Here is a 13823-nt window from a genome sequence, read left to right as displayed (position 1 = left end):
TAGCTACTTTTGCCTTAAATGCTGCTCCATGATTTCTTCTTAATGTCTTCATTTACCTGCTGCTCCTTTCTGTAATTGTAAGTCAATTTAGAGCAGCTTTACCACTTAAGCAACTGTGCAGTTTTTCCGGGCCACCGCTGTTTTTATGGTGCAGTCCTATGCGGATGCAATCCTTGGCAAAAGCGAATTTCATAATATGGGGCCTTTGCATCCGCTTTTAAATCTTTCCTTTTTTATTCTTTTAATAATGGCGTTACTGCTTGTTTTTTTTAAGCGAAAAGAGATTTGACTTGTTGTTATTCATCCGTAAGGTTTTGGATATCTTCAACAATAAAAGGGGCACAGCGAACACCGACACTTAATCTTCTTACCCATATACGTACCATTGTAATAGCTTTTCCCCTTATATCGACAAGATTTGAAAGTTCTTCCAGATAGTCAATGTTTTTGGTTTTGAACTCATAATATAATGTGCTGCAACTAAACGGATCCGTAATCAATATTATCTTTTCGGCATCATAGGGATGCCGTTGTGGTGAACCTGAAAACGGGACATGAGTCTTTGTCAGTGATTTAAAATCTTTTGGTTTTTGGAAAGCCTGAATTTCGAACTTTTCGAATTTTGACGGAAAAGGTGAGTCTGCCATGTCACTTCCTTTTTAAATTAGGTTTCAATCTGTTAACAAAACGGTGCGCAGCTTGCCAATAGCTACAAGTGCATGATTACACAGATAAATATAATATAAATTTGATACTGAACAGATTATCAAAAATATTTTCTACCGTCAAAATATATCCAACTTTAATTAAAGATTTTTTTAGAAACTGGCGAATATATGAGTTGTCGGATTAATGTTCCGATTGCTTTCGTTCTAATTGTGTATGAATACGTATGCTATCATATCCTGATGGAAGATCTATCCATATATAAGGATACAATCAGAACCTATGGTTTGGTTTGTAAGGCAATGAAAACAATAAAATATATATTTTTTGTTTATTTTTTGCTATTATTGATATCCGGTTGCACTGCAAAATACGGAATAAAAACGGATTCAGCAAGCAGATATAATGAATTTACAGAGCAGCAGTTGCGTAAAGAAGTAGAACTGTGGCTTGATGTTCCTCACTGTATGGGAGGCACTGATACCGACGGAATAGACTGTTCGGGTTTTGTAATGGTGGTCTATGATAAGCTTTTTGAAATAAAACTGCCGCGCGACACTCAACATCAGGTATTGGCCGGTACTCCAGTTAATAAAAACGATCTTAGAGCCGGTGATCTGGTTTTTTTTATTCCTCCGGGAATGAAAGGGCATGTGGGGATTTATCTTGGAAACGGAGAATTCGCCCATACTTCAAGCCGGAAAGGAGTAATGGTTTCTATGCTCTCTGATCCTTACTGGAATAAGCATTACCTGACATCACGCAGGATATTTCAATGATACGAATTACAGATAAAATATCAATACAGGATCATGAAATAAAAGAAGAATTTATTCAGGCTTCAGGACCGGGTGGCCAAAATGTCAACAAGGTCGCTTCAGCTGTCCAGCTTCGCTTTGACGTAAAAAATTCTTCCTCGCTACCCGATGATGTCCGTAAAAGACTTTTTCAGATTTCAGGAAAAAGAATATCATCGGAAGGCATACTGATAATAAATGCCAGACGATACCGCGATCAGATAAAAAACCGCAAAGATGCAGCAGACCGCCTTGTTGAATTAATACAAAAAGCCGCTGAAATCAGAAAAAAGCGTGTAAGAACAACTCCTTCAATCAATTCAAGGATAAAACGTCTCGAAGCAAAGCGTCGCCGCAGTACAATAAAAAATATCCGGAAAAATGTTTCTCCGGACCATGAATAATCGCCTTGTAAAAAGTCCCCAGACCGTCATACCGGCGAAAGCCGGTATCCGGAACCAACTGAAATTACTATATGCCGGATTGGGCCAGGCATGACCAAACAGGTATTTTTCGACTTTTTACGAATTCATCAAGAATGATAATTGCAAACTATGATTCAAAATCCACAACGATAGTACTATCACTCATCTCTTTAATCAATCCTGCTACTTCCTGATGTTTTGGGTGTATAATGTATTTGCTCAATGTTTCCAAACTATCAAAAACCGACACAATGGTAAAATCGTAAGATCTTTCGGAACGAAGAACATCACAGCCAAATTCATATTTTATGATTTCAGCAATTTGCTCAGGTAATGCACCCAATTTTTTTTCAAGTTTATCTATCCCATTTTTCCCCGTATCTTTTTTAAATTTAATTACTACAACATGTTTTATCATATATTTCTCCAGCTACTAAGTCCGGTTAATAAAACTTTGAATAGAATATCAGCCGGTTAAGATAATATTTATTATTCTTCTTAAGAAAAATCTTCGGATTACCGATAAAGACTAACAGCTATAATAACTATGGGCTTCCCTATGCCGGGTGGCCAATTTCAGGATATTATATTTAATAATGAACAGACAACGCATTCTCATTGTTGATGATAGCCCTACCATGCGAAAAGTCATCATACTCCAGCTGTCAACACTGGACGTTGAGATTCTGGTGGCAAACGATGGCCGCCTGCATGGTTTCGATATGGTCAGCAACCATCCGGTTGATCTGGTTGTCACCGATGTTGATATGCCACAGATGGATGGTATCACCCTTTGCAAGAAACTGCAAGCCGACCCTAAAACCGATGCAATTCCAATAGTTATTCAAAGTTCTTTTGATTCGGAACTGAATATTGAAAAAGGATTTAATGCCGGCGCCTCCGCATATATTTCCAAAAAGGAATTAACGACTTCTTTGGTTGGAACGGTCAGGTCGCTGCTTAGAAAATCATCGATAAATCGAACCAGGCGCGTAATGGTCGTTGATGATTCGGCGATGATCCGAAAAATAGTCGGGCAGGGACTTGAGAAAAAGGGCTTCCAGGTAATCACGGCTGAAAACGGCAAAGCGGCTTTGGCACTGATAGACAGTAACCTTCCGCATTTGATCCTTAGCGACGTAAATATGCCGGAGATGGATGGGTATGCGTTTTGCCGTGCCGTTCACGAAGATTCTGGACTGTCCGACATTCCTTTTGTAGTAATGAGCGTCCGGCAGGAAATGAGCCGGGTGAGAAGGATGCTGAGTCTCGGGGCAGAAGCATATTTATTCAAACCATTTAATATCGATGAACTGGTCATACTGATTGAAAAACTGCTGTCAGATCAGTATCATCTTTTGTTGATGGAAAAAGAACGTCTCAGCAACGAGCGAAAGCTGGTATTGTCCAGCATTGCCAGTCTTGCTACCGCCCTTGAAGCAAGAGATGCCTATACCCCCCCGGGACATTCGGCTGAAGTTGCCAGAATTGTCTCACAAATGGGCTTGCTGGCCGGGCTGGACGAAGAAAAGGTAAATCGATTGAGAAAATCAATCAGCGGAGAATTGCACGACATCGGTAAAATCGGCGTCAAGGATGCCGTGTTGCTGAAACCGGGCCGGTTAACCGAAGAGGAGTTTGAAGCCATCAAGCAACACCCGGTAACCGGAGCTAACATATTAAGACCCATTGACAGTTTTAGCGATATTATTGAGGTTGTTCAGCACCACCATGAACATTTTGACGACAAGGGATATCCCAATGGCCTGAAAGGTGAAGCTATCCCGTTTTGGGCACGTATGATTGCGGTTGCAGACACCTATAATGCCCTGACCAGCGATCGGCCCTATCGTAAAGGGATGACTGCCGAAAAAGCCTTGCAGATCATCAAAGAGGCCAGCGGAACTCAGCTTTGTCCTGATTGTGTGGACCTTTTTTTCAAATGCACCGACCGATGGGGGCGTCATCAAGGCCCTTGAACAAATTTTCTGAGGTTAAAATTTTCACCCGCCTTGACCTTGTGTTAACTGAAATGTTTTGAAACAGGCTCAATATATTAAATCCAAATGCGGTTATCCTTGAAAACCCGAACTATGGTCTTGCGCTTTAATTGGTGTTTTTGCTATTGATAAGCAGGAAAATCCAAAAGAATATCTTGTGACTCATCGGATTGAATTTAACCGCAAAGGATTATGTGATAATATGACTCTGAGCGATCTTATTGTAGGCTATCTTGAACAGTTTGGAGTGGAATATGTTTTTAGTGTACCCGGCGGTCCGCTTGGCGCATTGTATGATGCTCTGGTGCGCAGCCAGCGCAGGGGCGGCCCCAGGTCAATTCTTACCCGGCATGAGAATGGATCGGCCTTTATGGCCGACGGATATGCCCGTGAAACCGGTAAAATTGGAGTATGCTGTTCAACCACCGGTCCCGGAGCAACCAATCTGATTACAGGGGTAGCTGAAGCTTATGCGGATCATATTCCTTTGCTGGTGATTACTACTCAAACTGCGTTGCCTGATTTCGGCCGTGGCTGTTTTCAGGAATCTTCTGCAGATGTCACAGATATTATGGGTATGTTCGATCATTGCACCTGCTATAATAGCCTTGTTTCACATCCAGACCAGCTGGAAAATAAACTGGTTGCCGCGTTTACAGCAGCTTTTAATCCGCCAAAAGGTCCGGCTCATTTAAGTATACCCGTCGATATTTTACGCTTAGCTTCAAACAAACCGGTCAGTTTCCCCAATTTGCATAATTTATTGGCTGAGCCATCCGCTACAGTGGATTCATTGGCTCTGGATAAACTTGGCCAGGATTTGACAGATGTTTTAAGGCAAAACCGTAATGTAGTGATTCTGGCAGGTCATGGTTGTGGCGGTGCAGCACAGCAGCTTATTGAATTTGCGGAACATACCGGTGCAAACATAGTCTCAACCCAGCGCGGAAAATCATGGGTTAATCCCTATCATCCTCAATATCTTGGCGTTTTCGGCTTTTCCGGCCACAAAACCGCCAGGCAGGCTCTGGCTGATAAATCTGTGGATCTGATACTGGCCATTGGCACCGATCTTAACGAATGGGCGACAGGCGGGTGGGACCCGGTTTTGATGAATCATAAACTTGTGCATATTCATAATTTCAGCAGTGCTTTTACACGATCACCCATGGCACGTATGCATATCTGTGGAACAATCCGCACAATATTTGAGGGCCTGGTCTTGCGCATCAAGACTGCAAAGCAAGAGGGGAAGCTGCCTGCATCATTATCCGGTTCAAGTCAGATCTACAATAAAAATATTTCCTACCCTCCACCTCAGATTAAAATCATGGCGACTGAGTCCTGCCGGAAAGAAAAGACAGATTCACTGATTAAACCGCAACGTGTGTTTCGTGAAATCATAGAACGGTTTCCGCACAACACGCGGTTTCTTATTGATAACAGCAACAGCGTACCCTGGTCTATCCACTATTTTTTTCATCCGCATCCTGAAAACTACCATCTTTCTATCGGGTTTGCCTCCATGGGATGGGCAATCGGTGCATCGGTGGGTGTGGCTCTGGGCGCACCCGATAGACCGGTGGTCTGCTTTACGGGCGATGGCTGCTTTCTTATGAGCGGCCAGGAAATCACTGTGGCAGTACAGGAAAAGTTGCCGGTTGTTTTTGTTGTATTAAACGACAAAGCCTACGGAATGATAAAACATGGGCACCGGTTATCAGGCTCCGAAGCTGTTGATTATTCGATTTCAGCTGTTGACTTTTGCATGATGGCCAGAGCTGTTGGGGCGCAGGCATATGCAATCCGGAAACCCGAAGATTTTGATAAAATAGATTATAAAGCCTTATGCAAACAAAAAGGTCCTACTTTATTGGATATTCATATTGATCCGGAGGAGAAACCGCCTTTGGGAATGTTTTGAATATTTTCTGAAACTTATCCAAATTATTTTTTGTCACCGATTAGAGGCAATTCATTTTCCAGGTTGAAAAACACCAAAAATTTGGTTTCTTCTTTGGAATATTTTCTCCTGCGTAATGATTTTAATAATTCGGTATCATGTTCTTCCCGGATCTTTTTCAAATAAAGCCTTTTGCCTTTATAACCTTCTTCATTCTCTTTGAAAAGATAACTTGCATAAGGATTTGATTGAAGATTATGATGAGTCAGCCTGTCAAGCATAATGAAAGCTATCGATCCGTCTTCAAGAAAATGCGGCCGCGAATATATAGCAGTATTTACCTTTCCGTCTTTATCCGCTGTAGCTAATACCCCGGTTCCTTTTGTATTTTCAAAATATCTCTCAAGATCCATCATACGCTCCTTTCATAATAATACCTAAAAAATGAATTGTTTTCCCGATTGTTTAAATGTTAATTATTTTCTTGGTTCTTATACGCTCATGTTGCCAATTCGGACTTTTTCAAGAACATCTTCTAATATTAGATAATAACTATGATATGATAAAGGTCAATCTGAAAATTACGGGATTAAAGTTAATAGAATAATTTGGATGGAGGAAAAATATGGGAAAACTTGATGGGAAAGTTGCTGTAATTACCGGCGCCGGCAGAGGAATAGGAAAGGCCGCAGCACAACTTTTTTCCAAAGAAGGAGCTGCAGTTGTAGTCAATGATACCGATGAAACTGTAGCTGCAAAATCTGTTGAAGATATAGAAGATGCTGGCGGCAAGACAATTTATTGCGTTGCCGATATCGTTAATGGTCAAGACGCCCAGAGGCTGATGGATACTGCATTTGAGAAATTCGGCGGGCTGAATATCCTGGTCAATTGCGCCGGTATCACACGTGATGCCCCGATTCACAAAATGACCGATCTACAGTGGGATATGGCTGTGGATGTCAATCTTAAGGGAACCTTCAATTGTATCAGAGCAGCCGCTAAATATATGCGAAAAGATGGGCATAATGGGCGTATTATCAATATCTCCTCCATATCCGGTGTAAAAGGGGCAGCTACACAGGCAAATTATGCTTCAGCCAAGGGTGGAATAATTTCTCTTACCAAAGTGGTGGCGCATGAATGGGAAAGATTCGGAGTTACCTGCAATTGTATTGCCTACGGTCCTGTAGATACACGGCTCACCAGGGCAAGAGAAGAGCAAAACGAAGAGGTCGCGGGTGAAAAACTGGGTGTTCCGTTAAAAACACGCAGGGAAATGATGGAAAGATACGACGGAAGAATTATGACCACAGAAGATGCAGCCTATCCTATATTGTTTTTTGCCCGGGATGAATCCTGGTGCATAAATGGCAATTGCCTTCAGGCAGCGCTCGGCGGTTTTTCATAGAAATATTTTGTGCCGTTGAATTTTGCTTTTTTTTAGTGTAATTTGAATTTTATTGAGCAAGACAGGCCAACAGAAATCATCCAAATGCGTACTTGAGGAAAAAATGAGCACAGAAGCTACAAATAATAAAAACATGAAAGAATCATCCGGACAGGTATCAGCAGAACCGGTTTTGGCTCCAAATTTTATCAGAAATATTATTGATAATGATCTTGGTTTAAGCAAGAATAATGGCAGAATCATGACCAGGTTTCCTCCTGAGCCGAATGGTTATCTTCATATAGGACATGCAAAATCAATTTGTTTAAACTTTGGTCTTGCCGAAGAATATAGCGGACTATGTAATCTAAGATTCGATGATACTAATCCTTCCAAAGAAGAAGTTGAGTATGTCGATTCTATAAAAGAAGATGTAAAATGGCTGGGTTTTGACTGGGGGAACAGGCTTTATTATGCGTCGGATTATTTTGATAAGCTTTATGAATATGCTATGTCTCTGATCAAAAAAGAAAAAGCCTTTGTATGCAGCTTAAATGCTGAAGAAATTAGAAAATACCGCGGCACGCTTAAAGAACCGGGCATTGAAAGTCCTTATCGAAACAGGACTGTTGAAGAAAACATAAACTTGTTTGAAAGAATGAAAAATGGTGAATTTGCAAACGGAGCACATGTGCTTCGCGCTAAAATCGACATGTCTTCTCCAAATCTGAATATGCGTGATCCTGTGCTGTATCGCATTTTGCATGCCGATCATCACCGTACAGGAAGTAATTGGCGTATTTATCCCATGTACGACTTTGCACATGGCCTTTCCGATTCCATTGAGGGTGTGACGCATTCTGTATGTACCCTTGAATTTGAAGATCATCGCCCCCTTTACGACTGGATTCTTGATGAATTAAATGTTTTTCATCCGAAGCAGATCGAATTTGCCCGTCTTAACCTTAACTATACGGTAATGAGTAAAAGAAAACTTCTGGAGCTTGTGGAGGGTGGATTTGTTTCCGGATGGGATGATCCAAGGATGCCCAGCCTTTCAGGTTTAAGAAGAAGAGGCTATACCCCGGAGGCGATCAGGACTTTTTGCGAACGCATAGGAGTGGCAAAAAGCAACAGCGTTGTCGACATGGCCCTGCTGGAATTTTGCTTACGTGAAGATTTAAACAAACGTTCTCCACGGGTCATGGCTGTGTTGGATCCATTAAAAGTAGTTATTGATAATTATCCCAAAGAAATTGTTGAAGAACTTGATGCGATTAATAACCCTGAAGATTCTTCAATGGGAACAAGAAAGATTCCTTTTTCCCGTGAAATTTATATTGAGAGGGAAGATTTCCGGGAAGATCCGCCAAAAAAATTCTTCCGTCTTTCCCCTGGGCGGGAAGTTCGCCTTAAAAGTGCATATTATATTACTTGTGTTAATGTTATTAAAGATGAAAACACAGGTGAAATAACACAGCTTCATTGTACATACGATCCAAAAACAAGAGGCGGTTCTTCAGATGACGGGCGAAAAGTTAAAGGCACTTTGCACTGGGTTTCGGCTGCACACTGCATGGATGCGGAGGTAAGATTATATGACCGTCTTTTTACCAAGGAAAATCCAGCTGTTGAAAAAGATGGTCATAATTTCAAAGAATTTATAAATCCAAAATCTCTTGAAATACTTAAATCATGCAAAGTCGAACCCGGTCTTTTAAAAGCTCTTCCGGGAAGCATATTTCAGTTTGAAAGGCTTGGGTATTTCTGTGTGGACAGCAAAGAATCGTCGAAGAATTCACTTGTCTTCAACAGAACAGTCACGCTTCGTGATTCATGGTCAAAAATTGAAAATAAGCAAAAACAATAACTTCCTGCCGGAATTCAAACAGAGGCGGCAATGAAAAATATTATAATAAAATGGATAGTACTTACCGCAGCAATAATTATTACTTCCTATCTGAACATAGGTATAGCCGTAGATGGTCTTGCAACGGCTTTTTTTGCTGCAGCAGTTCTCGGCACTTTAAATGTTCTGCTAAGGCCTGTAGCCATAATTCTAACTCTCCCGGTTAATATTCTTAGTCTTGGCTTATTTACCTTTGTTATAAATGCGTCAATGTTGATTTTAACCTCAAAGCTTATACACGGTTTTTTTGTTGATGGATTTTTTGCCGCAATAATCGGCTCATTGTTCATAAGTTTTGTCAGCTGGATTATTACTCTTTTTACCAGCGAGAAAATATCAGTTGCACCAGAGAAAAATAATTTAAAAGATAATTCAGATTCAGAATATATAAATTTAAAAGACAAGGGTAACGGCAAGTGGGAATAATAATTGCCCAAGATATAAAAAAAACTATATTTTTGCTTGACCTTTAAAAATATGTATTTTAAAGGAATGGATGTAACTAATGTTTATCTGCTGCTACTTTAGCGCCATGCAAAGGTTTAGAAATCTTTGACATGTAACAAAAAACCGTTTTTTTTAAAAGGAGATTTATTTTGGCAAAAGGTATTGTAAAATGGTTCAACGATAAAAAGGGCTTTGGTTTTATCGAAAAGGAAGAGGGCGGGGATGTTTTTGTTCATCATTCAGCTATTACAATGTCAGGTTTCAGAACCCTTGCTGAAGGGGACCGGGTCAGCTTTGATGTAGAACAGGGTAAACAAGGTCCTGCAGCAAAGAACGTAGTAAAAATCTAATTTCAAACCACCTTAAAAAGGCATCTTAGACATTTATTTATTGAGTGCTTGTTAAAACTCCTTAACGAGAATAAAAAAACAATTCTTCCTAGACGGATAATTCAAGCATATAAATTTGATATGCGCTTTGTTTGATAAGCTGACCGTTACAAATGCTTGATCCCTCCATTAAGTCTGTCAAAGAAAAACCGGGAATCTATCTGCTCAGGTTAAAGAGTCAGTTTTTTTAACTTTATTGTTTTGCAATTAAATACCGAAGATGCCTTTTTTTGTCTTTTTTAATATCAAATCAATAAGTTGACTCCCTGTTTTTCGAGTCTTTTGTTGGCTTTTGTTTTTTATGACATGTGCTGTTCATTCATTTAAGATAGATTCAACCTGCCTGTTTTTCATAACGTCTTCCATTCAAATTATTAGTATGGTGTAAATATGACTAATGTATTACTCCTCCTGATCTGCCTGTTTAGTGTTTTATCTTTGGTTTTTATTATTCTCATCTTAAGGCGTAACCAAAAAGATGCAGAAACAAAGCTTAAAGAAAAATTTGAAAAGCTTGAAACATATACTGCGAATATTGAAAATGTTGTTAAAAAAGAATTCTCAGAAAACCGGAAGGAATATGGGCAAAATGCAAAATCAGCCCGCGAAGAACTTGGGGCCTCACTTAAGGATTTCGGCGGTTCGCTTGCAAAAAGAATTGCCGAAATAGCTGGAATGCAGAAAAATCAGCTTGATACCTTTTCAAAGCAACTACTCGATATGACAAGGCTGAACGAAGAAAAACTTGAGCTTATGCGTGTTACAATGGAATCACGCTTAAGCTTTATGCAGGATGAAAACAGCAAAAAGCTTGAACTTATGCGCGCAACTGTTGATGAAAAACTGCATGCTACTCTTGAAACACGTCTTGGGGAATCCTTCAAGCAGGTAAGCGAACGTCTTGAACAGGTTTACAAAGGACTTGGGGAAATGAGAAGCCTTGCAACCGGCGTTGGTGATTTAAAGAAGGTGCTTACAAATGTTAAAACACGCGGAACCTGGGGAGAAATTCAGCTTGGCGCACTCCTTGATCAGATCCTGTCGCCGGAGCAGTATGAAACTAACGTTGTTACAAAAAAAGACAGCCGGGAAAGAGTGGAATTTGCCATAAAGCTTCCGGGACAAGACCCTTGCGGAAAGCATGTTGTCTGGATGCCGATAGATGCAAAATTTCCACAGGAAGATTATCAACGGCTTATTGAAGCCCAGGAAGCAGCCGATAAAGATCTTGCCGAAAAATCTTTAAAAAATCTTGAAATCAGAATAAAAGCTGAAGCAAAAAATATAAAGGAGAAATATATATGCCCTCCCGATACAACCGATTTTGCGCTTATGTTTATTCCTACGGAAGGTCTCTATTCGGAGATAATCAGAAGGCCTGGGCTTTGCGATATCCTCCAGCGGGAATACCGGGTGGTTGTGACAGGGCCTACTACACTCGCGGCTTTATTAAACAGCCTTCAGATGGGATTTAAAACTCTTGCAATTGAAAAGCGTTCAAGCGAAATCTGGCAACTTTTAGGAGCCGTCAAATCCGAATTCGGAAAATTCGGTGACATTCTTACAAAAACCAAAAAGAAGCTTGATGAAGCTGTAAAAACAATAGAAAGTGCCGAAATAAGAACCCGCGCCATTGAACGCAGTCTTAGAACAGTACAACAAACTCCTTTGCTGATGCCTCAAGATGATGGCAAAGATGCATCTTTAGAAATGTTAAGCGACTAATGATAAAAAATTTATTGCTCTTAGGTTTTTTTCCCAACTATCAGCAGGCCGGGGATCAAATGCCCCCTGCCTGCTGATAGAGTTTTTTTGAATAGATTTCAACTTATCTTTGCGGACAGTTTATCTCCGTCTACAGTCACATCATATTTGATAACCGGATGGGGGGCAGGGCCATAAATTTTATTTCCACTAAAATCATATGTGGACTTGCTTACGCTGCAACATTGAACAGTATTGGTTCCCGGAACCGGATCAAGACGACGGTGCCCTACATGAGAACAACGGTTGCGGAAAACATGATATTTTTTGTCTTCACCAAAAAACACAAGAATTCGCTCCGGAAGATCTTTTCCTTCCAGGCGGATGGCACCACCGGGTTTTTTAAGCTCAGGAGCCTTATTTAAGTCAAGGACCAGTTTCCCACCGGAATAGCTCCAGCAGTTTGAGTCTTTGGGCTCAGATGTAACGGGTAGACCAAGGATACGCTGGAAAAAATTTCTTTTCGACGACTTAATACCCATCTCTTTTCCTCCTTTAACTTGATGTGTTTTGCTGTTTGACCTGTAAGTTAACAGACAAAATCCGGTGACAACATGGATCAGATAATTGAATTATCTGACAGATTAAATGGACTAACTGAGTTATTTACCTTTAACAGGATAGCTACAGTGGGCCAGGGGGCTGCGCTCGTACCCGTACCCCCATCTAAATTTCCGGATTTTCTTGCCCGGTATATGGTGGCCGCCAGAACTAACCCTTGCATGGGATATAAAGATAACCTGTTTAACCTCAAGCGCTGGCAGCAGCAGGGACTTTCACTTACAGGAGGCTGTACAGGTCATGGTTGTGGCGCCGCCTTTAACTTTGTTGCTTTGCTGCCTGACGGCGAAGTGCATGCCTGTCGAAAAATGCCGTCACTTATCGGCAATATCTACCGGAATAAGTTAACTGAAATCTACCACAGTCCCTCTGCGCGCCGCTACCGGGCTGGCTCCGAAGCCTGCAGCAAATGCTCCATTCGCCCTGTATGCGGCGGTTGCCCGGCTGTCAGCTATGGCTTGGGTCAAGATATTAATATTGACCGCGATCCGTACTGCTTCATAGACCAAAACTAAAAACCATATTTAGAGGCGTCTATCTGATATTTATGCTTTCTGCTTTGAGGCGTCTATTTCCTTTTTGTAGGCTTCCTTACCTGCCTCAACAGCTACTGAAACAGCAGATTTCTTTTCTTCATAAATATCTTTTGCGCTGTCAACAGAAGAAGCGATTTTCCCCTTCACTGTTCTTGCGACTTCTTTGATTTTCTCAATTGTTTCATGCCCTGATTTAGGCGCAAGAAGAATGGCAATCCCTGCTCCTATAATACCTCCCAGAAGAAATGAAGCCAAAATTGATCCTGAACTGCAATTATTTTCTTCCATATTACGATCCTCCTTTTTTTCTTTTATCAAACAGCACATTTAATGCTGCAGTTATACCGGCTTTTACGCCGGAAGCTCTGATGGAGAGCTGATCACTCAGGCTTTCTGCCAATAAGCCTAATGCATTAACCTTATTTGACAAATCAGAAAGAGTACCTGAAATGTTTTTAATATTGGATGTAGCAAGTCCGATATCGTCGGAAACAGTTCTTATGCTTTTTAATGTTTCTTCCGTTTCTTTAATAAGCGGATTAATCTTCAAATCAGTTGCTGCAAGAAAATCAGCTAAAGCCACCGAAGCTTTTTTTATCTGTATAATTGTGTATATCATAAAAAAAACAACTATAAACAGCAATATACAGGCAACAAATAATCCAATACTAAGTATCGGTGTCAATTGGTGTTCTATCATACAACCCCCTTTATCAAAACTACACACAAAAAGGAAAATAGCGGAAAATCTGTTCGTAACTGCTTGAAATTATAGATGCCCGACAGGAACATTCGGACATAACAAAACGTTTTGCAACTTCATACAGCTTTTATTATTTATATCGTATATCATATATTGTATATTATTATGATCAGGATGCAAGTTAAAACGTAGCGGTAGTGTATAATATTTTGTGTAAATTTTAAAAGGGTATAAAAAAGGGCGCTTTTCCTTTAAAAGGATTTTAGGCAAAAACACCAAAAAAAAGGAGAAGCACCCATGAAAGTGGAAATTAGTGTACCAGAGGTTGTGAGC

The 13823-nt window shown here is 40.5% G+C and carries 16 protein-coding genes; 10 read left to right on the top strand and 6 right to left on the bottom strand.

The window, feature by feature from the left end; genetic code table 11:
* Positions 1-296 precede the first annotated feature (296 nt).
* Complete coding sequence (locus VXK47_RS16940) at positions 297-647, bottom strand: inorganic pyrophosphatase Ppa (protein ID WP_435549964.1); 351 nt, start codon at positions 645-647, stop codon at positions 297-299.
* Between the two features lie 189 nt (positions 648-836).
* Here VXK47_RS16940 and VXK47_RS16935 point away from each other — a divergent pair, with 189 nt between their 5' ends.
* A complete protein-coding gene (locus VXK47_RS16935; protein ID WP_435549963.1) occupies positions 837-1445 on the top strand; it encodes a C40 family peptidase in 609 nt (202 codons plus the stop codon).
* Positions 1442-1867, top strand: a complete 426-nt coding sequence (arfB, locus tag VXK47_RS16930) for an alternative ribosome rescue aminoacyl-tRNA hydrolase ArfB (protein ID WP_435549962.1) — start codon at positions 1442-1444, stop codon at positions 1865-1867. The genes VXK47_RS16935 and arfB overlap by 4 nt, the downstream gene beginning before the upstream one ends.
* 148 nt (positions 1868-2015) lie before the next feature.
* On the opposite strand, the gene VXK47_RS16925 is transcribed toward arfB, so the two are convergent.
* Positions 2016-2306 (bottom strand): Dabb family protein, encoded by a 291-nt coding sequence (locus VXK47_RS16925; RefSeq protein ID WP_435549961.1) that lies wholly within the window; start codon positions 2304-2306, stop codon positions 2016-2018.
* Between the two features lie 178 nt (positions 2307-2484).
* Between VXK47_RS16925 and VXK47_RS16920 the strand changes: the two genes are divergently transcribed.
* Both VXK47_RS16920 and VXK47_RS16915 read left to right on the top strand, forming a co-directional pair.
* Positions 2485-3867: a response regulator gene (locus VXK47_RS16920; RefSeq protein WP_435549960.1), complete on the top strand. Its 1383-nt coding sequence runs from the start codon at positions 2485-2487 to the stop codon at positions 3865-3867.
* Between the two features lie 223 nt (positions 3868-4090).
* A complete protein-coding gene (locus tag VXK47_RS16915; RefSeq protein WP_435549959.1) occupies positions 4091-5812 on the top strand; it encodes a thiamine pyrophosphate-binding protein in 1722 nt (573 codons plus the stop codon).
* A 23-nt stretch (positions 5813-5835) separates the two neighbouring features.
* Here VXK47_RS16915 and VXK47_RS16910 read toward each other — a convergent pair whose 3' ends face one another.
* Positions 5836-6207 (bottom strand): pyridoxamine 5'-phosphate oxidase family protein, encoded by a 372-nt coding sequence (locus tag VXK47_RS16910; RefSeq protein ID WP_435549958.1) that lies wholly within the window; start codon positions 6205-6207, stop codon positions 5836-5838.
* 209 nt (positions 6208-6416) lie between these two features.
* Between VXK47_RS16910 and VXK47_RS16905 the strand changes: the two genes are divergently transcribed.
* The 5 genes from VXK47_RS16905 (at position 6417) to VXK47_RS16885 (ending at position 11651) form a co-directional block, all read left to right on the top strand.
* Positions 6417-7202 (top strand): SDR family NAD(P)-dependent oxidoreductase, encoded by a 786-nt coding sequence (locus VXK47_RS16905; protein ID WP_435549957.1) that lies wholly within the window; start codon positions 6417-6419, stop codon positions 7200-7202.
* A 133-nt stretch (positions 7203-7335) separates the two neighbouring features.
* Positions 7336-9051 carry a glutamine--tRNA ligase/YqeY domain fusion protein gene (locus VXK47_RS16900; RefSeq protein ID WP_435549965.1) on the top strand — a complete coding sequence of 572 codons (1716 nt, stop codon included), beginning with the start codon at positions 7336-7338 and terminating at the stop codon, positions 9049-9051.
* Positions 9052-9081: 30 nt separating this feature from the next.
* Entirely contained in the window at positions 9082-9516 is a 435-nt protein-coding gene (locus VXK47_RS16895; RefSeq protein ID WP_435549956.1) for a phage holin family protein, read from the top strand.
* 170 nt (positions 9517-9686) lie between these two features.
* Positions 9687-9887 (top strand): cold-shock protein, encoded by a 201-nt coding sequence (locus VXK47_RS16890; RefSeq protein WP_435549955.1) that lies wholly within the window; start codon positions 9687-9689, stop codon positions 9885-9887.
* A 429-nt stretch (positions 9888-10316) separates the two neighbouring features.
* Entirely contained in the window at positions 10317-11651 is a 1335-nt protein-coding gene (locus tag VXK47_RS16885; RefSeq protein ID WP_435549954.1) for a DNA recombination protein RmuC, read from the top strand.
* Positions 11652-11749: 98 nt separating this feature from the next.
* Here the strand turns inward: VXK47_RS16885 and VXK47_RS16880 are convergent, their stop codons facing one another.
* Positions 11750-12172, bottom strand: coding sequence for a Rieske 2Fe-2S domain-containing protein (locus VXK47_RS16880; RefSeq protein WP_435549953.1), 423 nt, complete (start codon positions 12170-12172; stop codon positions 11750-11752).
* 72 nt (positions 12173-12244) lie between these two features.
* Between VXK47_RS16880 and VXK47_RS16875 the strand changes: the two genes are divergently transcribed.
* Positions 12245-12766 (top strand): SPASM domain-containing protein, encoded by a 522-nt coding sequence (locus tag VXK47_RS16875; protein WP_435549952.1) that lies wholly within the window; start codon positions 12245-12247, stop codon positions 12764-12766.
* A gap of 30 nt (positions 12767-12796) precedes the next feature.
* On the opposite strand, the gene VXK47_RS16870 is transcribed toward VXK47_RS16875, so the two are convergent.
* Together VXK47_RS16870 and VXK47_RS16865 are read right to left on the bottom strand one after the other, a co-directional pair.
* The gene (locus VXK47_RS16870) at positions 12797-13075 is read right to left on the bottom strand and encodes a YtxH domain-containing protein (protein WP_435549951.1); all 279 of its coding nucleotides are present in this window, start codon (positions 13073-13075) and stop codon (positions 12797-12799) included.
* Between the two features lies 1 nt (position 13076).
* Positions 13077-13487: a DUF948 domain-containing protein gene (locus tag VXK47_RS16865; protein WP_435549950.1), complete on the bottom strand. Its 411-nt coding sequence runs from the start codon at positions 13485-13487 to the stop codon at positions 13077-13079.
* Positions 13488-13823 lie beyond the last annotated feature (336 nt).

Source organism: Desulfobacterium sp. N47, from assembly GCF_051233685.1.
In the GTDB taxonomy this organism is placed as follows: domain Bacteria; phylum Desulfobacterota; class Desulfobacteria; order Desulfobacterales; family RPRI01; genus RPRI01.
Note: the sequence above shows the minus strand (reverse complement) of the source record. Positions and strands in the feature narration are given on the sequence as shown.

What these genes read in the sequence shown, in the direction of transcription:
- VXK47_RS16905 (WP_435549957.1), top strand. Translation starts at nt 6,417, where the DNA reads ATGGGAAAACTTGATGGGAAAGTTGCTGTAATTACCGGCGCCGGCAGA.
- VXK47_RS16880 (WP_435549953.1), bottom strand. Translation starts at nt 12,172, where the DNA reads ATGGGTATTAAGTCGTCGAAAAGAAATTTTTTCCAGCGTATCCTTGGT.
- VXK47_RS16875 (WP_435549952.1), top strand. Translation starts at nt 12,245, where the DNA reads ATGGATCAGATAATTGAATTATCTGACAGATTAAATGGACTAACTGAG.
- VXK47_RS16895 (WP_435549956.1), top strand. Translation starts at nt 9,082, where the DNA reads ATGAAAAATATTATAATAAAATGGATAGTACTTACCGCAGCAATAATT.
- VXK47_RS16925 (WP_435549961.1), bottom strand. Translation starts at nt 2,306, where the DNA reads ATGATAAAACATGTTGTAGTAATTAAATTTAAAAAAGATACGGGGAAA.
- arfB (WP_435549962.1), top strand. Translation starts at nt 1,442, where the DNA reads ATGATACGAATTACAGATAAAATATCAATACAGGATCATGAAATAAAA.
- VXK47_RS16865 (WP_435549950.1), bottom strand. Translation starts at nt 13,487, where the DNA reads ATGATAGAACACCAATTGACACCGATACTTAGTATTGGATTATTTGTT.
- VXK47_RS16940 (WP_435549964.1), bottom strand. Translation starts at nt 647, where the DNA reads ATGGCAGACTCACCTTTTCCGTCAAAATTCGAAAAGTTCGAAATTCAG.
- VXK47_RS16920 (WP_435549960.1), top strand. Translation starts at nt 2,485, where the DNA reads ATGAACAGACAACGCATTCTCATTGTTGATGATAGCCCTACCATGCGA.
- VXK47_RS16910 (WP_435549958.1), bottom strand. Translation starts at nt 6,207, where the DNA reads ATGATGGATCTTGAGAGATATTTTGAAAATACAAAAGGAACCGGGGTA.
- VXK47_RS16885 (WP_435549954.1), top strand. Translation starts at nt 10,317, where the DNA reads ATGACTAATGTATTACTCCTCCTGATCTGCCTGTTTAGTGTTTTATCT.
- VXK47_RS16900 (WP_435549965.1), top strand. Translation starts at nt 7,336, where the DNA reads ATGAAAGAATCATCCGGACAGGTATCAGCAGAACCGGTTTTGGCTCCA.
- VXK47_RS16915 (WP_435549959.1), top strand. Translation starts at nt 4,091, where the DNA reads ATGACTCTGAGCGATCTTATTGTAGGCTATCTTGAACAGTTTGGAGTG.
- VXK47_RS16935 (WP_435549963.1), top strand. Translation starts at nt 837, where the DNA reads ATGAGTTGTCGGATTAATGTTCCGATTGCTTTCGTTCTAATTGTGTAT.
- VXK47_RS16870 (WP_435549951.1), bottom strand. Translation starts at nt 13,075, where the DNA reads ATGGAAGAAAATAATTGCAGTTCAGGATCAATTTTGGCTTCATTTCTT.